This is a genomic window from Planctomycetota bacterium, from assembly GCA_039819165.1.
Lineage (GTDB): Bacteria > Planctomycetota > Phycisphaerae > Phycisphaerales > UBA1924 > JAHCJI01.
The window spans coordinates 377,268-394,907 of the sequence record JBCBSM010000002.1 but is presented as its reverse complement, the minus strand read 5'-3'; the positions used below and the strand labels follow the sequence as shown (position 1 = coordinate 394,907).

At 70.7% G+C, this 17,640-nt stretch carries 15 protein-coding genes; 11 read left to right on the top strand and 4 right to left on the bottom strand.

The window, feature by feature from the left end; all coding sequences use genetic code 11:
* The first annotated feature begins 49 nt into the window (after positions 1-49).
* From AAFX79_13130 to AAFX79_13095, 8 genes are all read left to right on the top strand, one after another.
* A complete protein-coding gene (locus AAFX79_13130) occupies positions 50-2,572 on the top strand; it encodes a hypothetical protein (protein MEO1009499.1) in 2,523 nt (840 codons plus the stop codon).
* Positions 2,569-4,380 carry a cytochrome c biogenesis protein CcsA gene (gene ccsA / locus AAFX79_13125; GenBank protein MEO1009498.1) on the top strand — a complete coding sequence of 604 codons (1,812 nt, stop codon included), beginning with the start codon at positions 2,569-2,571 and terminating at the stop codon, positions 4,378-4,380. The genes AAFX79_13130 and ccsA overlap by 4 nt, the downstream gene beginning before the upstream one ends.
* 66 nt (positions 4,381-4,446) lie before the next feature.
* Entirely contained in the window at positions 4,447-5,037 is a 591-nt protein-coding gene (locus AAFX79_13120) for a hypothetical protein (protein MEO1009497.1), read from the top strand.
* The gene (locus tag AAFX79_13115) at positions 5,034-5,609 is read left to right on the top strand and encodes a hypothetical protein (GenBank protein ID MEO1009496.1); all 576 of its coding nucleotides are present in this window, start codon (positions 5,034-5,036) and stop codon (positions 5,607-5,609) included. Before AAFX79_13120 ends, AAFX79_13115 begins: the two co-directional genes overlap by 4 nt.
* Before the next feature lie 48 nt (positions 5,610-5,657).
* A complete protein-coding gene (locus AAFX79_13110) occupies positions 5,658-6,290 on the top strand; it encodes a DNA-3-methyladenine glycosylase (GenBank protein ID MEO1009495.1) in 633 nt (210 codons plus the stop codon).
* A gap of 148 nt (positions 6,291-6,438) precedes the next feature.
* Positions 6,439-6,882, top strand: coding sequence for a Minf_1886 family protein (locus AAFX79_13105; protein ID MEO1009494.1), 444 nt, complete (start codon positions 6,439-6,441; stop codon positions 6,880-6,882).
* Positions 6,875-8,500 (top strand): AI-2E family transporter, encoded by a 1,626-nt coding sequence (locus tag AAFX79_13100; GenBank protein MEO1009493.1) that lies wholly within the window; start codon positions 6,875-6,877, stop codon positions 8,498-8,500. The genes AAFX79_13105 and AAFX79_13100 overlap by 8 nt, the downstream gene beginning before the upstream one ends.
* Positions 8,501-8,531: 31 nt before the next feature.
* On the top strand, positions 8,532-8,873 hold the full coding sequence (locus tag AAFX79_13095) for a hypothetical protein (protein ID MEO1009492.1): 342 nt from the start codon (positions 8,532-8,534) through the stop codon (positions 8,871-8,873).
* Here the strand turns inward: AAFX79_13095 and AAFX79_13090 are convergent.
* A complete protein-coding gene (locus tag AAFX79_13090; GenBank protein MEO1009491.1) occupies positions 8,870-9,451 on the bottom strand; it encodes a hypothetical protein in 582 nt (193 codons plus the stop codon). The two genes, AAFX79_13095 and AAFX79_13090, sit on opposite strands and share 4 nt — an antisense overlap.
* A gap of 60 nt (positions 9,452-9,511) precedes the next feature.
* Positions 9,512-11,017, bottom strand: a complete 1,506-nt coding sequence (ffh, locus tag AAFX79_13085) for a signal recognition particle protein (GenBank protein MEO1009490.1) — start codon at positions 11,015-11,017, stop codon at positions 9,512-9,514.
* 103 nt (positions 11,018-11,120) lie between these two features.
* Here ffh and AAFX79_13080 point away from each other — a divergent pair, with 103 nt between their 5' ends.
* Both AAFX79_13080 and AAFX79_13075 read left to right on the top strand, forming a co-directional pair.
* Entirely contained in the window at positions 11,121-12,782 is a 1,662-nt protein-coding gene (locus AAFX79_13080; protein MEO1009489.1) for a Ppx/GppA phosphatase family protein, read from the top strand.
* 4 nt (positions 12,783-12,786) lie between these two features.
* The gene (locus AAFX79_13075) at positions 12,787-13,332 is read left to right on the top strand and encodes a hypothetical protein (protein MEO1009488.1); all 546 of its coding nucleotides are present in this window, start codon (positions 12,787-12,789) and stop codon (positions 13,330-13,332) included.
* On the opposite strand, the gene dpsA is transcribed toward AAFX79_13075, so the two are convergent.
* Complete coding sequence (gene dpsA, locus AAFX79_13070) at positions 13,329-13,862, bottom strand: DNA starvation/stationary phase protection protein DpsA (GenBank protein ID MEO1009487.1); 534 nt, start codon at positions 13,860-13,862, stop codon at positions 13,329-13,331. The genes AAFX79_13075 and dpsA overlap by 4 nt on opposite strands.
* Positions 13,863-14,111: 249 nt before the next feature.
* Here dpsA and AAFX79_13065 point away from each other — a divergent pair, with 249 nt between their 5' ends.
* The gene (locus AAFX79_13065) at positions 14,112-15,113 is read left to right on the top strand and encodes a hypothetical protein (protein ID MEO1009486.1); all 1,002 of its coding nucleotides are present in this window, start codon (positions 14,112-14,114) and stop codon (positions 15,111-15,113) included.
* 115 nt (positions 15,114-15,228) lie between these two features.
* Here the strand turns inward: AAFX79_13065 and AAFX79_13060 are convergent, their stop codons facing one another.
* The gene (locus AAFX79_13060; GenBank protein ID MEO1009485.1) at positions 15,229-17,634 is read right to left on the bottom strand and encodes a UvrD-helicase domain-containing protein; all 2,406 of its coding nucleotides are present in this window, start codon (positions 17,632-17,634) and stop codon (positions 15,229-15,231) included.
* Positions 17,635-17,640: the final 6 nt, after the last annotated feature.

The window sequence follows — 17,640 nt, the reverse complement described above, 5'->3', positions numbered from 1 at the left end:
GGCCCCGGCGGGTGCCCTTCTATAGTAAAGAGGTTGGAACGGAGCCTGCATGAGCCGCAAGTGGCAGCACGCCAAGCAGTGGGATGACCAGCACTTACGGGGGCCGTTGCTGCCCCTGAAGTGGGGGCTGCGGCTGCTCAGCTCGGTGCTGTTCGGCGTCGCGCTGCTCGTGTTCGTGTGCCTGTACGGCGTGCTCGCGAGCGTGCCCGTGGGCCTGCTCGTCGGCGGGCTGACCTGGCTGATCTACGGCGCAACGTTGCTCGCCACCTGCATCGTCGGCGCGGCCGTCCCCGTCGGCGTCGCGGCGTATGCGTCGCGGCGGGCCGACAAGCCGTGGCGCTTCTTCTGGCTCTTCGCGTCGTCGGTCGCCGGCACGGCCGCGGGCGCGTGGCTGTGGTCGCAGGCGCTCTGGCCCGGGCTGCGGTACGACCCCGTGACGGGCGAGGGGCTGCGGCTGTTCGCCGATTTCGTCGACCACTACGACTCGGTCACCATCCGGCGGCTGCCCTTCTTCGAGATGACCGAGCTGGAGTTCTACGCCTGGTGGCCGCTGCGGGTGGCGCTCATCCTGTTCATCGCCACGATGGTCGTCAGCACGGTGCGCCGCGTCGCGTTTACGCTGCCGAATCTCGGCGTGCTGTCGGTGCACACGGGCATCATCATGCTGGGCTGGGGCAGCCTGTATTACAGCTCACTGAAGCTCGAGGGCGACGTCCTGCTGTTCGCGGGCCGCAACGGGCCGGACGGCATCCCGATGATGGGCCCGCCCGCCGCCGGCTTCTACGAGCGGACGGCGGTGGCGCTGTGGGTGAGCAACGGTCGCGGGTGGGACGAGCGCCGCGTCGCCGGCGTGCCCCGCTACAACGTGTACGACCTCGACGCAGGCGCCGGGGAGAGCGCACTCGAGCTCGCGGGCCTTTTGCCCGAAGCGACCGAGCCCGACCGCGACCTCGACCTGCTGGTGCCCCCGCCCCGCGGCGGCGTGAGCGACGCCGACATCGAGTACCGCATCGTGGGATACGCGCCCTACGCCGAGGCCCGCACCGATTGGCTGCGGGCCGAGCCCGCGGCCGTCGAGGACCCGCGGCCCGTGCGGTTCATCGAGATGTACAGCGGGCTGGATGCCGACGGCCGCGTGGCCGACGCGACGGCCGACGCCGCCCTCCCGATCTTCCGCTTCTACTTCGTGCCCGACGAGCCCGTGCTGCGGATCGCGCAGATCCCGGGCACCTTCGGCATCGAGTACGTCCGCGGCGGCGACGAGCAGGCGTGGCGAGAGCTCACGGCGCCGGTGCCGGCGGGGCTACGGCACGCGCTGGCGATCACGCCGCCGGGCGCCACCGAGCCGTTCATCGCACCCGCCGAGCCGGGCTCGGCCTTCGAGCACGCCGGCATCGAGTTCGAGGTCGAGCGGGTGATGCCCCAGCCGCCCTTCCCGATCATCACCGAGGGCTACGAGGGCTCGACCAGCAGCGTGGCGATCGTGAAGATCACGCCACCCGAGGGCGGGCCCTTTACGCGATGGATCTACAGCCGATTCCCAGAGATCAGCCAGGACCTCGACGAGTCGGGCGTGGCCGGCGACGGCGGCCGACCGGCGCGGCAGCGGGCCGACGAGTCGATCGTCCGCGTGCGATACCTCGACCTGAGCGCGCTGCACGTCGCCTATGTCGAGGACGATGACCGCACCCGCATGGCGATCCGCGGCCCGGGCAACGAGGTCACCATCGTCGAGGGCGTCGGCATCGGCGATCGCGTGCCGATCGTGCCGGGCGTCGCCCTGGAGATCTCCGGGGCCTGGCCGCACGCCCGCGCATTCGAGCGGCCGGCGATCGTGCCAGAGGTCGAGCAGGACATGGAGTTCGTCGGCACGCACGACCGGGCGATGGTCGCCGTCGAGGTGTCGCTGCCCGCCGCCGAGGGCCGGCCCGCGTTCTCGCGGATCGTGTGGATCCCCTTCTCCAAGTATCTCGACGCGGGGCAGGAGAACAAGGCCGCCATCGACCTGCCCGACGGCCGCCACGTGCAGCTCGCCTTCGGCCGGGCGATGCGCCGCCTGCCCGGCTTCCAGGTCCGCCTGGCGGACTTCGAGATGGTCAGCTACGACCACCGCGGCGCGCCACGGGACTATCGCTCGACGGTGCTGGTCGAGCCCAGCGGTCCCGACGAATGGTTCGAGCCCTACACCCGCAAGACGCAGCTCAACGCGCCGCTGCGGGCGCCCTTCGTGTGGAGCGAGGAGCGATCGCTGCCGGCCAACATCGCCGGCTTCTTCGGTTCGCGGCTGGATCCCTCGCAATTCAAGTTTGCCCAGGCGGGCTGGGATGCCCAGGGCTGGGAGCGGACGCAGGCGCTCGCCGACGCGGGCGAGATCCCCAGGCCTTACGCGCAGTTCACGATCCTGCACGTGGGCAACAACCCGGGCATCCACGTGATCGCGTTGGGAGGCGTGCTGATGGCGGTGGGCACGCCCTGGGCGTTCTACGTCAAGCCGTGGATGGTCCGCCGGCAGAAGCGGGCGCTGGCCGAGCGGGTCGCGCAGCAGCAACAGCAGCGGGAGGTGGCGGCATGATGCGGAGGCTTGTCGCGATAGTGGTCGTGCTGTGGTGCGCGTCGCTCGCCGGCGCCCAGGCCGGGCCGGCGGGCAACCAGCACCCCGAGGCCGACCTCGTGGGCAGCCCGGCGTACAACGCGCCCTTCGGCGCGCCGCACCGTCCCGCGGCAACGCCCGAGCAGAAGCTCGCCTTCGCCGCCGGGGTCGATCTCGCGCCGCTGCGGGGCGTGCCGGTCTTCCACGCGGGCCGCGTCAAGATCCTCGACACGCTCGCACGGGAGACGGTGCGAGCGGTCACGGGCCGCGCGCGATACGAGGAATTGGTGGTTGCCCAGGGCGTCGCGATCGATGCCGAGGGCCCCGATTGGGAGTGGCGGTACGCCAGGCCCCGGCCCGATGCGCTCGACAAGGCCAAGCTCGATCCGCTCTTCACGCTGCTCGATCTGGCGATCGATCCGGGCCACTACGTCGATCGTCCGCTCGTGGGCGTCGAATACCTCACGCTCCGCGACCGCTACCTGCAGGCGGCGTTCCCCGACAACGAGGAGAAGCAGGAGCTCTGGCGGCTGATGACCCGTGTGTCGCCCAGGGCGATCGAGACCCACTCGAGCGCCATCTTCGAGCGCTACGGCGACGAGCCGCAGATGCGGCAGTCGATCGGCCGCGTCGAGCGGGCGCTCGGGCTGGCGGCGGGCACGGCGGGCAACATGGTGCTGGTCGCCCCCGAGTCGCTCGACCTGCCCTGGCGGCACGTCGAGGACCTGCCCGCGAGCCATCCGGCGCGGGGGGCGGCCGAGCGGCTGGGCGCGGCGTGGCGATCGCTCGACGCGGCCGCCACGAACCGCGCCATCGACGAGCTGGTGCGCGAGCTCGCGGCCATCCACCCCGAGACCCAGCCCGTCGAGCGCGCACGCCTCGAGCTGCTCTACAATCGTGGCCGGTTCTTCGACTGGGGCATGTGGGCCTACCTCGCCGGCTTCCTCGGGCTGATCCTGGCGTTCGGCACGGGCCGCCGGTGGCTCATCATCACCGGCGTCGCGATGCTGGCGGTCGCGGTGGCGCTGCACGCCACGGGCTTCACGCTTAGGTGCATCATCGCCGAGCGCTTCGCGATCCAGAACCAGTTCGAGTCGATGACCGGGCTGAGCCTGTTCGCGGCGCTAGCGGGGCTGGGCATGACGATATGGAAGCGGCAGTGGCTCTTCGGGGCGGCGGCCGCGGGCGTGGGCTTCCTGGTGCTCATCGCCGCCACGCAGACGGGCATCCCGGGCGAATCGATCTCGCGCGAGGCGGCCATCCTCAACACCAGCGTGCTGCTCAAGTACCACGTTACGACCGTGCTGGTCAGCTACGGGCTCATAAGCCTGGGTTTCCTGTGCGCGGTGTTCTACTTGGTCGTGTCGCTCGTCGCCCGGCTGCGTGGAGCCAAGACCAGCGACGACCTGGGCAGCGCCGGCACCGCCGCCATGGTCGCGCTGCACGGGGACGAGGGCGCACAGCCCCGCACCCTGGCGCGCACCTTGGCCGACCTCGATAGCGCCCACATGACGGTGCTCCAGCTCGCCTTCTGGACGCTGGGCGTCGGCATCCTGCTCGGCGCGTGGTGGGCCGACCACTCCTGGGGCCGCTGGTGGGCCTTCGACCCCAAGGAGACCTGGGCGCTCATCACCTGGATCATCTACCTCATCGTGATCCATCTGCGGCTGGTGATGGGCCGCAACAAGGCCCTCATGACCGCCTGGCTGAGCATCGTGGGCTTCCTCATGATGCTGTGGTGCTACTTCGGCGTCAATCTGCTCTTGCCGGGCCTGCACGCGTACGCCTAGAACGTTCTTGTGCCGCCCGCCCGTGTGCGGTATGCTGCACGCGTCCTGGGGAGAGAGGAGCGTGCGATGCGCGCGTGCGTGGTTCTTGCGGGTCTCGTCGCGGCGCCCGCGCTGGGCCAGGTCGTGCCCAGCGTCGGTGTGGTGGTCGACGTCACGGACGCCGAGCTGCGGCCGGGTGAGAGCACGACGGTGACGATGAGCGCCGCGTGGGGCGACCGGTACTTCGCCATGGCGGCCATCTGGACGGACCTGATCAGCTCCGAGGGGGCCGAGGGTCTCAGCGATCCGCGACTCATCGCGCCGATGGACGGCCCCGGCACGTCCGCGGGGGAGGCCGCTGCGACGGGCATCGACGGGATCATCGCGGGCAAGCTCAACTTCCCGGTGGGTGGGTTGCCGCCCGATCCGAACCCGATCCCCTTCTGGCGCGCGACGTACACCGCGCCGTTCGGTGCGTCCGCGCCCTTCGATGTCGTGCTGGCAACGGAGACCGATGTCTTCGAGGTGTACACCGAGTTCGGCAGCGCTACCACGGAATCGCTGATCGACGAGGTCGTCGAGGGCTCGGCCAGCATCCGCGTCCTGCCCGCGCCGGCGTCGCTGGCGCTGCTGGGCGTTGGCGTCGTTGCCGCGAGCCGGAGGAGGTCGCGGGCATGACGCGCACCATCACGATCGCGAGCACGCTGGCGGTAGCCGCGCCGCTCGCGGCGCAGGACGACTACCGGTTGTACTTCGAGATCGATGACCCCACGCTGCGGCCCGGCGAGAGCACGGCGGTGACGCTGTGGGCCACCTGGACCGACTACGCCCTCGCCTACGTCGGCGGCGACGTGGAGGTCTCGACGGGCCTCGACGGCCTCACCGATCTCTCCATAGTGCCGCCCTACGACGGGCCGGGCACGCTGGCGGGCGACCCCACCGATGCCGGCATCGAGGGCTATCTCGTTGGCCAGCTCAACTTCCCACCGGCGGGCTGGACGCCGCCGCCCGCACCGGGCGCGTACCTGTCCTGGACCTACACGGCCCCGGACGACGTGCCGGCGGCCTTCGACGTCGACCTGCGGACCGCGACGACCCGCTTCGACGTCTATCTGGACCGCAGCGATCCGGTGGGCGCCTCCCGCCTCGATCTCCTGGAAGAGGCGTCGGCCACTATCCGCGTGGTGCCCGCGCCGACACCGCTCGTGGTGATCGGGGCCGCCGTGCTCGCCGTGCGTCGGCGTCGCTAGGCCGTCGTCGCTAGATCCGGGCCGTCGCCGGTGGATTACGCTGGGGTGATGGCCGATCTCCGGCGTGTCCTGGCACGCGATGCGAAGACCGTTGCGCCCGCCCTCATCGGCTGGACGCTGCACCGTCGGCTCGACGACGGCGCGATGCTCGCCGGCCGGATCATCGAGACCGAGGCCTACTGCGGCGTCGAGGATGCCGCGAGCCACGCCTTCGGCGGGCGGCGCACCGAGCGGAACGCCTCGATGTACGCCGCCCCGGGCACGGCCTACGTCTACTTCACCTATGGCATGCACTGGTGCTTCAACGTGTCGTGCCGGGCCGCGGACGATCCGCAGGCCGTCCTGATCCGGGCCCTCGAGCCTCTCGACGGTGCCGGACGGATGCTCGAACTGCGGCGGACGGGCCCCAAGGCGCCGGCCGAGATCGCCGAGCGGCTGCTGTGCGCCGGGCCGGCGCGGCTGTGCCGGGCGCTGGCCATCGATCGGGAATTCGACGGCGAGAACCTGTTGTCTTCCCAGCGGTTATGGCTCGAGGGCCCGAAGGCCGGCGCGCGAAATCCCAGCACGATCGTGGCCGGCCCACGGATCGGCATCGCCGGTACCGGCGAACCGTGGGTCGGCGCATCGCTGCGGTTCGCCGAGGCGGGCCATCGCGGCCTGAGCAAGCCGGCCGGCGGATGACGCTGGAGGCCGGGGTGCGGGGTCGACCGATAACGGGTGCGGGCTTGTCCGCCCGGTGGAGCCCGGAGTTCGATGCGCCCGAATAGAGTTGCGACCATTATGCTGTGACGGAATCTCCGGAGTACGCACCCATACCGGGCGACGAGGCATGGACGAACTGATCGACTGGCACGAGCTGCGTTCGCGGGCGCCCTTCGCGCTCGAGGCGTTCCAGTTCGTCCGGGAGGGGCTGGCGCACACCGTCGCGGGCTTCGATGCCAGCCGCGACGGGCCGGTGCCCGCCGACGACGGCACCCGGCACGTGACGGGCCAGGAGCTGTGCGTGGGTCTGCGGTCCTATGCGGTCGAGCGGTACGGCCTGCTGGCCCGCACGGTGCTCCGCAAGTGGGGGGTGACGACGACCGAGGACTTCGGCAAGATCGTGTACGCCATGGTCGACGCTGGCCTGATGCGCACCAGCGACCAGGATTCGCTCGACGACTTCCGCGGCGTCTACGACTTCGGCGAGGCCTTCGAGGGCGGCGTTGACGCACAAGCCCGCCCCGGTGGCCTGGGCCGCGGCGGCGCACTCGATGCGGCCACCGATGGCTAACGAGGACGAGACCACGCCCGATCCCGCCGCCGCGGAAGGCGATGCACGGTCGGAGGGTCGCGGCTCGTCGCGCGGCCGCAAGGCCTGGCACACCCGGCATCTCTGGCAGATCCAGCCCGTCCGCGACGTGCTCGTGGTGCTGTCGATCGTCGGGCTGCTGTACCTGGGCTACGTGCTCCGCACGGTCACGGTGCCGATGCTCGCGGCGCTGCTGCTGGCCTACCTGTTCGAGCCGCTGGTGCAGCGGCTGGAGCAGAGCAAGTTCATCAGCCGGCAGGGTGCCGTGGCGGGCATCATCGTGGCGATCGTGGCGCTGGTTTCGGTGCCCACGGTGCTCGGCACGGCGTTCGCCGTCGTGCAGGGGCGGGATATCTGGGAGGTCACCAATCAGCGGGTGCGGCAGATCTCCGCGGTCACGCGGTACGTCACCGAGGAGGGCGCAACGGTGCGGCCCTGGCGGCAGGGCGACGACCCCGAGACCGACGAGGTCGAGCCCGCCACGCTGCTGTTCTTCGAGAGGCCGCCGCCCGAGCCGGACGTGATCCCGGAAGCCGAGCCGCAGCCCGAGCAAGAGCCCGAGCAAGAAGCCGGGCAAGATGCAGAGCCCGCCCCCGAGCAACCGGCCGACGCCGACGCAACTTCTGCCGACGCAACCCCGGCAGACGAAGCAGTCGAGCCCCTCGCCGACCCCCGGCCCACGACGCCGCGGGTGGTCACCGAGCGGGCCCGCGGCGCGAGCGCGGCCTTCGACGACCTGCCGCCGCTGCTCCAGACGCTGGTCTACTGGTACATCACCGACATCGAGCCCACCGAGGACGGCGAGGGCACCACGGCGCAGGGCGGCGTGGTGGCCGAGGCCATCGACTGGCTGGTCAACACGCTGCGGGGCAACGCCGGCGGCGTGGCGGGCGCCGCGGTCGAGGGCGGCCGCTTCACGCTCGCGACGGCCCTGGGCACGCTCGCCTCGGTCGGGCTGCTGCTCTTCAGCCTCTTCCTAACGGGGTTCTTCTTCTTCTTCTTCAGCACGGGCTGGGCCAAGGTCCGCGGCTTCGGCGTCGATATGATCCCCGAGAAGCACCGCGAGACCACCCTGGACCTGGTGGGCCAGATGGACCGCGTGATCGCGGGCTTCGTCCGCGGTCGGTTCACCATCGCGCTCATCCAGTCGGTCTACTTCATCATCGCCTACTGGCTCATCGGCGTGCCCGCGCCGCTGATCCTCGGGCCAATCGTCGGCGTGCTGAGCGTCGTGCCGTACGTGGCGCTCATCGGCATCCCGCTGACGGTGATCGCGATGGCGATCGACAACTCGGGCTGGCTGGCCTTCCAGCAGACGTGGTGGTGGACGCTGTTCGCGCCCGTCGTGGTGTACCAGCTGGGCCAGCTGCTCGATGATTACGTGCTGACGCCGGCCATCCAGGGCAAGACCACCAACATGGACACTCCGACGATCCTGTTCGCGTCGATCGCGGGCGGCATCCTGGCTGGCATCTACGGGTTGCTGCTGGCCATCCCCGTGGCGGCCTGCGCCAAGATCCTGCTGCGGGAGCTGTTCTGGCCCCGCTTCCACGCCTGGCTGCGTGGAGACGCGCGGGATTTCCTGCCGATCAGGCGGTAGGCTTGCGGATCCCTACTTCCGGGAGGTGCCCGTGTCGACCCAGCAGCCGACGACCATCAGCATCGCGATGCTCATCTCCGCGATCTTCAATCTCATCTGGGCCGCGAGCGCCGTCGTGAGTGCCGTGGTGCTCGGCGTTGCCACGCTCGGCATCGGCTGCGGTTGCCTGGTAATCCCGGTGCCCGCGATCATCCTGGCGATCTATGAGCTGAAGGTCCACTCCAGGCTTACCAAGCCCGGGCCGTGGGCGCAGCATGAGGGCCTCGTCCGCACCGTCGCCATCGTGCAGGTGATCTCGATCATCTTCGGCAACGTCGTCAGCTGCGTCTGCGGCATCGTCGCGCTGGTGCACCTGGATTCGCTGCGCGACTAGGCCCGACGCCGGCGACCACCCCCGAGCAGCAGCCCGGCGAGCAGCAGTCCCGCGCCCGGCGCCGGCACCACACGAATGGTGGCCGAGGCCTCGACCAGGCCGTCGAGCCGGGATACCGGCGTGGGGTCGCCGTCGGCGATGTAGACCTCGAACCGCGTCGTCTGTGTGATCAGATCGAGATCAAGGGGGGCGGCCACGTCATCGGGCGCCGTGTACGTGCCCCGCCAGAAGGCGATGGGGTTGTCGGGCGAGGGACCGCTGCCCGCAGGCGGGAAGTTGAGCTGCCCGCCCAGGATGCCCTCGATGCCCGCGGGCGTGACGGCGCCGGCGCTGGCGCCCGGGCCGTCCATGGGCGCAACGACCTCCAGGTCGCTCCACGTGCCGGCGTCGCTCGAGGCCAGCAGGTCCGTCAGGATGCAGCACATCGCGTAGTCGGTTGCCGGGAAGGCGGCAGACAGCAGCACGCCGGTCGACACGCCGGGTTCGAGCACCGGGTCGTCGATCTCGATGAGCACCGCGGATTGGGCCAGGGTGCCCGACCCGAGGAGGACCGCCACAGCTCCCGCCATTCGTTGCATCTCGTCGCCCTCCCGGGGCATTAGACCGCACGCGGGGGGGCGAGTGCAAGCCCGATCGGCCTACTTCCGCTTCTTGCGCTGCTTGAAGCTCTTGCCGCCCGACTTGGTGCCCTTGCGGCGGGTGAGCGCCGGCATGCCGCCCGCGCCGCCGAAGGCGGTCTCGGCCCCGCCCGCGGAGGCGGCCATGCTGCTCATCGCGCTCATCTTGCCCTTAGCGCTCATGTCGCCCATGCTGCGGGTGAGCTGGTTGATCATGTTGAACTGCTTGACGAGCTTGGCCACGGTGGGCTGATCCACGCCCGCGCCCCGGGCGATCCGCTTGCGGCGCGAGTGGTCGATGAGCCTGGGCTTGGCCCGCTCGTCCTCGGTCATCGACTGGATCTGCGCCTCGATGCGGTCGAGCTCGCGGTCCTCGATGTTCACGTCCTTGAGCATGCTGCCCACGCCCGGCAGCATGCCGAGCACTTGCTTCATGGGCCCCAGCCGGCGGATGGTCTTGAGCTGCTTGAGGAAGTCGTCCATCCCCATCTCGCCGCGCATCATCTTGTTCTGGAGCTTCTCGGCCTCCTCCTCGGAGACCTCCTCCTGGGCGCGCTCGACGAGCGACACGACGTCGCCCATGCCCAGGATGCGGCCCGCGAAGCGCTCGGGGTGGAAGGGCTCGAGCGCCGTCGGCCCCTCGCCCGTGCCCACGAAACGGACGGTGGCGCCCGTGACGCGGCGGACGCTGAGCGCCGCCCCGCCCCGCGTGTCGCTGTCGAACTTGGTCAGGATGACGCCGTCGATGCCCAGCTGGTCGTGGAAGGCCTTGGCGCTGCGGACGGCGTCCTGGCCGGTCATGCTGTCGACGACGAGGAAGATGTAGTGGGGATTGACCGCCCGCTTGATGCGGGCCAGCTCGCCCATCAGGTCGTCGTCGACGTGCAGCCGCCCGGCGGTATCGAGGATCGCCCAATCGCTGCCGTCGGCCTTGGCCCGCTTGAGGCCCCGCTTGCACACATCGACGGCGACGCCAACACGCTCGCCGTACGCGCCGACCTGATCCAGCTCGCCGTGGAAGCGCACCGGGGCGCTGCCCGGCAGTTCGGCGATCTGGGCGCTGACGGTCTCGAGCTGCTCGACGGCCGCCGGCCGCTGCAGGTCGGCCGCGACGAGCGTCGTGGACTGGTCCTTCTTCTTGAGCCACGCGGCCAGCTTGCCGCAGGTGGTCGTCTTGCCGCTGCCCTGCAGCCCGCACATCATGATGACCGTGGGCCCAGGGCCGTAGGCCTGCACGCCGGGGTCGCTGGCCTCGCCGGGCGTGCCGCCGAGCACCTCGACGAGGCGATCGTGCACGATCTTGATCATCTCCTCGCCGGGCTTGACCGACTGGGTGACGCGAGTGCCCTTGGCTTCCTCGATGACCTCGGCGCAGAAGTTCTCGACGACCTCGAGCGCCACGTCGGCCTCGAGCAGGCTCTCGCGGACGTCGGCCATCGCCTCGCGGACGTTCTTCTCGGAGATCTCGCCCTTGCCACTGAGCGAGCGGAGGGCGTTCTGGAAGCCTTCGGAGAGTCGTTCGAGCATGCCGGGCAGCGTTCCTTTGCGATGGCGGGGATGGCTATCGGGCGGACCACCGCCGCCGCCGTCCATCATAGAGCGAGCCAGCCGTGCTAACCTTCCATGGCCGATGAGCACGCTGGATGCCAACGCCGATGCCGACGCCCGCCGGGCCGCCTCCGCCGCGCCCCATCCCGCGACCACCGGCCCGCTGCGGCTCGCCGCCATCGATGTCGGCACCAACTCCATCCGCCTGATCGTGGCCGAGCACGACGGCGAGGGCGGCTATCGCATCCTCGACGACGAGAAGGTCACCCCCAGGCTGGGCCACGGGCTGGGCGAGACGGGGATGATCGCGCCCGACCGCATCGAGCAGGCCATCGACGCCATCGAGCGGATGAAGCAGATCGCCATCGGCTACGGCGTCGCCGAGATCCGGGTCATCGGCACGTCCGCGGCCCGGGAAGCCCGCAACGGCCAGGAGCTGATCGAGGGCGTCCGCCGCGTCAGCAACCTCGCGATGCAGGTGATCGGCCCGGACGAGGAGGGCCGCCTGGCGCACAAGAGCGTCGTGGGCGCCTTCGACGTCGCCGGTCGGCAGTTCGCCGTCGCGGACATCGGCGGTGGCTCGACCGAACTCGTCTTCAGCCGTGCGGGCGCCATCGAGAAGATCGTGGGCCTCAAGATTGGTGCCGTGCGGATGACCGAGCGCTTCGGCGGAGCCGACGGCAGCCGCGGCGAGCACTTCGAGGAGATGCGGCAGTTCCTGCGAGGCTCCATCGAGGCGGCCGTCGGCCGGCTCCCGCTGCGGCCCACGGTCCTCTACGGCACGGGCGGGACCTACGCGGCCCTCGCGGCGATCCACCAGGCCTCCATCGGCCGGCCCATCGAGAGCGTGCAGGGCCAGCGGCTCAGCCGGGCCGAGGTCGGCAAGACGCTCGACGCCGTCCGCGAGCTCATCCGCCGCGGCAAGGACGTGCCGGGCCTTTCCAAGGATCGCTACGACATCATCGTGCCCGGCGCCGCGATCGTGGAGGCGCTCATGGACGTGCTCGCCGCGCCCGAGCTGGTCGTGCACGACCGCGGCATCCGCGATGGGTTGATGCTCGAGATGATCCACGAGCGGACGCGTCGCCGGCCGCCGGCGCAGGCCGGCCGCTCGGCCTCGCTCCGCCGCTTTGCCCGCACCTGCCGGTACCACGAGGCCCACAGCGAGCACGTGACCGGGCTGGCGCTGCAGATCTTCGACCAGCTGGCCGAGCGGGTGCCGGCACTCGCCGGCGAGCTCGCGCCGCAGGCGCCGGCGCACCCGATCGTGCTCGACGGGCACACCGGGCTGGACGCCGAGGCGCGGACGCTGCTCGAGGCCGCCGGCGTGCTGCACGACATCGGCTACCTCGTCAACCACTCCAAGCACCACAAGCACAGCTACTACATCATCGCCAACAGCGAACTGGACGGTTATGGCCCGCGGGAGCGGGAGCTGATCGCCAACATCGCGAGGTACCATCGCCGCAGCCATCCCAAGCCAAGCCACGATGCCTACGCCGCGTTGGACGCGCACGAGCGGAAGGTCGTCCGCCGGCTTGCGGCCATCCTCCGCGTCGCCGACGGCCTCGATCGCACCCACACGCAGATCGTCGAACGCGTCGTGGTCCGCATCGACGGGAATTCCGTCGTATTCGTCGTCGACGCGCCGACGGACGTGGCGACCGACATCTGGGGGGCGCAGCGGAAGAGCGAGCTGTTCACCCAGGCGTTCGGCCTGCGGTGCCGCTTCGAGATCGGGTAGGATCGTGCTGCCGCGGATCGAGACCGGCGACGACGCGGGCGAGCCCTGCTACGCGTTCGCCTTGGCCGAGTCGGCGATTGCGGGCGGCGAGCCTCACCGCGGTCGGGCCGTCGCCACCGTTCTTCGGGCGGCGTGCACGGCCCACGCCGTAGTGACCGCGGGTCTGGTCGTTGGTGCGATGCTGCTGGCGGTGCTGTTTCTCAACGAGGGCTGGCGGACGCTCGGCTTCGCGGCCCATACGCCATTCGTGATGGCGGCGTTGGGCGGCGTGATCGGTGGAGGCGTTATCGCCGCGCGGGCGCGGCAGCGCTACGCCAGTCGCGTGGTCTCGGGTCTGCTCCGCAAGGGGCGCTGCGGCTCGTGCGGCTACGCGATGCACCGCCCGCCGGCGTGCGAGCCGCTCGATCGCGTGCGTTGCTCCGAGTGCGGCGCGCAATGGCTGGCGGAGCGCATCCTGCCAGATCAAGCGGCAACGTCGAGGCGGGTCATCGTGATCGGCCGGGAGTCGCCGGGCTGCGATCGCCCGGTGACTCGGGACGCCGATGCCTAGAGCGCAAGTCCGAGCGAATCCTCGCCCAGGAAGTGGTCGAGGTGGTGGGCCCTGTCCTCGACCTTCAGCAGCGTCTTCTTGAGCAGCGTCTCGGTGCCGAAGTCGCCGTGCTCGGTGCACAGGCGGATGGTCTCCCGCAGCCGCCTCGCCATCTCGCCCTCCGCCTCGCGGTCGCGCGACAGCATGTCGCGGATGCGGAACACGCCCTCTGGCTCGTGCTCGATATAGGAGAGCTCGGCCATGTTGGACGGCGAACTGGTCGGGATGCCGCCGATCGCGGTCATCCGCTCGGCGATCATGTCGGCGTACTTGTGCAGCTCGTTGTAGCCGTCCTCAAGGAAGATGTGGATGTCGCGGAATTGCGGCCCTTCGACCAACCAATGGTGCTTCTGGTACTGATGGAAGAGCACGAAGGTGGCCGCGAGGTGCTTGTCGAGTTCGGGGGCGATGGCGCGGACGGCATCCTCCGCGAGGTGGATCGGGTTGTCCTCGATCATGTCCTGCGGGCGCCAGGGCGTCTCGGTGGTCACGGGTTGCTTCCTTCCTGATGATGCTCGGTTCGTGGTGAGCCGGGCGGCCCGTGCCGCCTCGAACGACGCACGAGCGTGCTCGAAATTGGCACACGGCTCTTACGGCACGGAATGTTACGTATGGCACTCGAGCCGCCCGTCGCTTGCAAGGCAAACCGCCGGTTGCGGCGCCGGCGCGTCGGGGTTCTGCGGCATGGAACGCCGGGAATCCCGGCATCTACCGCGGGCCATCACTATCCTGCGTGCGGCATGAACGACGTGACGTCCGATTCCTCCAAGCTGCGTCGACGGCTGCTGGCGGCCGATGTTTCGCGATTGCCGCCCGAGATGCACGCCTGGCGGACCGCCATCGAGATCGAGACCGCACGGGCCGCGGTGCTCGATGAGCAGCTCGACTGGTGCACGAACCGCATCGTGGCCGTCGAGCGCGCGTCGCACCACCGCGCCGGCCTGCCGTGCGACTTCCAGAACCGCCTCGTCCAAATCGGCGACGGGGTGCTGCTCTGCGGCATCCGCCACGAGGGCATGGACCCGAGGCTGCCCTTCGTCGAGATGATCGCGTGGGACGACGCGTTGCTGGAGACTGGTCCGGCCTTGGCCGCCGCGGCCGAGTGCGGCATGCACGCCTTCGCCCGCTTCGATCCACGGCGGGTCCGCATGCTCCGCGCCGGCCTGGATGCTCCCGAGCTGGCACGGGGGTGGCACGCCGAGATCGACCAGGTGCTGATCGCGGCCCCGCTGGGCGATGTTGCATCGGAGGCCGCGGCCGTGGAACTCGCCGAGGCGTCCATCGACGACGCGTTGGAATTCCAGGCCGATTGCTACGACGCCTTCGGTGACCGCGATCCGTCGCTGTGCGCGGACGTGCGGCCGTCGGACCGCGCGGAGTTCGAGGACTGCGCGAGGGACGGCGCCGTGCTGTTCTGGCGGCTCCCGGGACAGCCCTCGCCGCCCGCCGGCCTCCTCGCCGTCCAGCGGATCGACTGGCAAGGCCTCGACGGCTGGCTGGTCGTCGAGGAGTGCGTTGCGGGCTGGGCGGCGGGGCGGGGCACCGCGGCGGCCGCCCAGCGCGCACTCGCGCGGCGGCTCGTTGATCGCGACGCCGCCAACGCGGCGCTGCCGCTGTTCGGCACCATCGCCGGCCGCAACACCCCAAGCCGGCGGACGGCGGCCAACGCGGGCCGCCGCGAGCTCGCCGCGTGGTGGTTCGTCGGGCGGGAGGACGACGCCGCGCGTCGGACCGGCGGCTAGAGCGCTCTGGCTTCCAATGGTCCCCATGCGTGCGCAGAGGCCCGCCGGATTCACTCCGGCGAGGCCGTATACAAGCGAGTGTGCGGCCGGAGGGCCGCTACGGAGCGTTCCAAGATCAGTCGGCCGGCGTCAGCCGCGCGTACTCGAGGATCAGCGTCTTGACACCCAGCCCGACGAAGTCCACGCGGGCCCGGGCGCCCCGGCCCGTGCCGCAGGAGACCACGGTGCCCACGCCGAACTGCGGATGCCGCACCTTGCTGCCCACGGCGTAGGTCTGGCCGGGCCGCGGCGCGTCGGCGTTGTGGACGCCCGAGCGCCGTGCGGGTCGATCGCCCCAGGGATCGGCATGGTCGATGGCGGTGGGGTCGCCCTGGTCGCTGACTCGCAGGTGCTCGTCGCCCTCTGCGCCGAGTTCGCCCAGGAAGCGGCTGGGGATGGTTCGCTCGGGCACGCCCCGCACGCTGCGGATGCGGGCAGAGGTCATGAGCAGCCGCGTCATGGCGCGGGTGATGCCCACGAAGCACAGCCGCCGCTCTTCCTCGAGCTCGGCGTCGCTCTCGCGGGCGCGGCTGTGGGGCAGCGTGCCCTCCTCGAGCCCGATCATCGCCACGGCGGGAAACTCCAGCCCCTTGCTGGCGTGCAGGGTCATGAGGGTGACCGCGCCGCCCGCCGCGTCGACCGCGTCCTGGTCGCTCACGAGCGCGACGGTCTCGAGCCACGCGCGGAGCATCGCCAGAAGCGGGGGCGTCTCGGCGTCGTCGCCCGCCTGTGCCCGCTCGGCGTCGGTGAACGCCAGTGGATCGCCCGCGGGGTCGTACTCCTGCTCGAACTCCGCGGCCCCGCTAATGACCTGGTCGAGGTTGTCCAGGCGGGACTCGTCCTCCTCGCCGCCCGCCCCCCGGGAGCCGGCCGCTCGCTTGGCGTACATCGGGCGGAGTCCGCTGTCGTCGATCACCCGGGCCACCAGGTCGGCCAGCGAGGTGCTCACTTCCGCCCCCATGAACGTGCCGTGGCCCGTCCAGCCTTCGATCATCGCCACGAACTCCCTGCAGGCGTTGGCCGACCGGGGCGTGACCTCGGCGTGCTGCTGCGGATCGCGGAGGGCATCGAACATCGGGATGCCGGCGTGGGTGGCGGCGGCGTCGAGGCGGTCGAGGCTCGTCTTGCCGATGCCGCGGCTGGGCGTGTTGACGATCCGCGCCAGCGAGACGCCGTCGGCCGGGTTGGCGACCACGCGGAGGTAGGCAATGGCGTTCTTGACCTCCTCGCGGTCGTAGAAGGCCGTACCCCGCGCAATGCGGTAGGGCAAGCCGTGGCTCCGCAGCGCGTCCTCCATCACGCGGCTGAGCGCGTTGGTGCGGTAGAACACCGCCATGTCCCGCCAGGGCAGGCCGTCCTCACCGCGGGCCTCCAGCCAGTCGGCTACCAGTTCGGCTTCGTGCCGCTCGTCCTGGCACAGCGTGACCTCGACGGCTTCGCCCGCGTCGCCGCTGGTGAACAGGTCCTTGTGCTTGCGGACCTGGTTCTGGCGGATCAGCGTGTCGGCGGTGCGCAGGATCGCGCCCGTCGAGCGGAAGTTCTCGCCGAGCGGGATGACGCGGCAGGCCGGGTACTGCTTCTCGAATTCGAGGATGTTGCTGATGTCGGCGCCCCGCCAGCCATAGATAGACTGGTCCGGGTCGCCCACGACGCAGAAGTTGGGGCCGTTCTCGCCCCGGCCGTCCTTGCCCGCCTCGCCCGCCAGCAGCGCCGCGATCTCGAACTGCGCCCGGTTGGTGTCCTGGTACTCGTCGATCAGCAGGTACTGCCAGCGGTCGCGGAGCTCCGTGCGCGCCCGCTCGCTGCGGCGGAGGAGCTGAGCAGTCAGCAGCAGCAGGTCGTCGAAGTCGACGGCGCCCGCGTCTCGCATCGCGGCGTGGTAGGCCGAGTAGATGCGGGCCACCTGCTTCTCGTAGAAGTCGCTGGCCCGCGCGGCGTATGCGTCGGCGTCCAGCAGCTCGTTCTTGGCGTTGCTGATCGTGCCGAGCACCGACCGGGGCGCCCAGTTGCTGGTATTCAGCTCCAGGTCCTTGATGGTCCGCTTCATCAGCGCCGTTTGGTCGCTCGTGTCGTAGATGGTGAAGTCGGGGCGGACGTCCGGCAGCGCGGGGTCGTCGGCGTACCGCCGAAGCAGCCGCGCGCACAGGCTGTGGAAGGTGCCGACGGTCAGGCCCCGTGTCGCCCGGGGGTCCTCGCCCAGCAGCAGGCCGACGCGCTCACGCATCTCGGCGGCGGCCTTGTTGGTGAAGGTCAGCGCCAGGATGGCCCAGGAAGGTACGCCCAGGCGGATGAGCTGGCCGATGCGGCGGGTGATGACCCGCGTCTTGCCGCTGCCCGCGGCCGCCAGCACCAGCACGGGCCCCTCGGTCGCCAGCACCGCCTCCCGCTGGGCGTCGGTGAGGTCCTTCAGCAGCGGGTCGGCGGGGTCCGGGGCCATCGAATCGGGAGCATGGCGGCCGTCCGTGGCGTCCATCGCGGTCATGCAGCA

Bases quoted from the DNA above. Each gene is read 5' to 3' on its own strand.
- AAFX79_13130 (MEO1009499.1), top strand. From the start codon at position 50: ATGAGCCGCAAGTGGCAGCACGCCAAGCAGTGGGATGACCAGCACTTA.
- ccsA (MEO1009498.1), top strand. From the start codon at position 2,569: ATGATGCGGAGGCTTGTCGCGATAGTGGTCGTGCTGTGGTGCGCGTCG.
- AAFX79_13120 (MEO1009497.1), top strand. From the start codon at position 4,447: ATGCGCGCGTGCGTGGTTCTTGCGGGTCTCGTCGCGGCGCCCGCGCTG.
- AAFX79_13115 (MEO1009496.1), top strand. From the start codon at position 5,034: ATGACGCGCACCATCACGATCGCGAGCACGCTGGCGGTAGCCGCGCCG.
- AAFX79_13110 (MEO1009495.1), top strand. From the start codon at position 5,658: ATGGCCGATCTCCGGCGTGTCCTGGCACGCGATGCGAAGACCGTTGCG.
- AAFX79_13105 (MEO1009494.1), top strand. From the start codon at position 6,439: ATGGACGAACTGATCGACTGGCACGAGCTGCGTTCGCGGGCGCCCTTC.
- AAFX79_13100 (MEO1009493.1), top strand. From the start codon at position 6,875: ATGGCTAACGAGGACGAGACCACGCCCGATCCCGCCGCCGCGGAAGGC.
- AAFX79_13090 (MEO1009491.1), bottom strand. From the start codon at position 9,451: ATGCAACGAATGGCGGGAGCTGTGGCGGTCCTCCTCGGGTCGGGCACC.
- ffh (MEO1009490.1), bottom strand. From the start codon at position 11,017: ATGCTCGAACGACTCTCCGAAGGCTTCCAGAACGCCCTCCGCTCGCTC.
- AAFX79_13080 (MEO1009489.1), top strand. From the start codon at position 11,121: ATGAGCACGCTGGATGCCAACGCCGATGCCGACGCCCGCCGGGCCGCC.
- AAFX79_13065 (MEO1009486.1), top strand. From the start codon at position 14,112: ATGAACGACGTGACGTCCGATTCCTCCAAGCTGCGTCGACGGCTGCTG.
- AAFX79_13060 (MEO1009485.1), bottom strand. From the start codon at position 17,634: ATGACCGCGATGGACGCCACGGACGGCCGCCATGCTCCCGATTCGATG.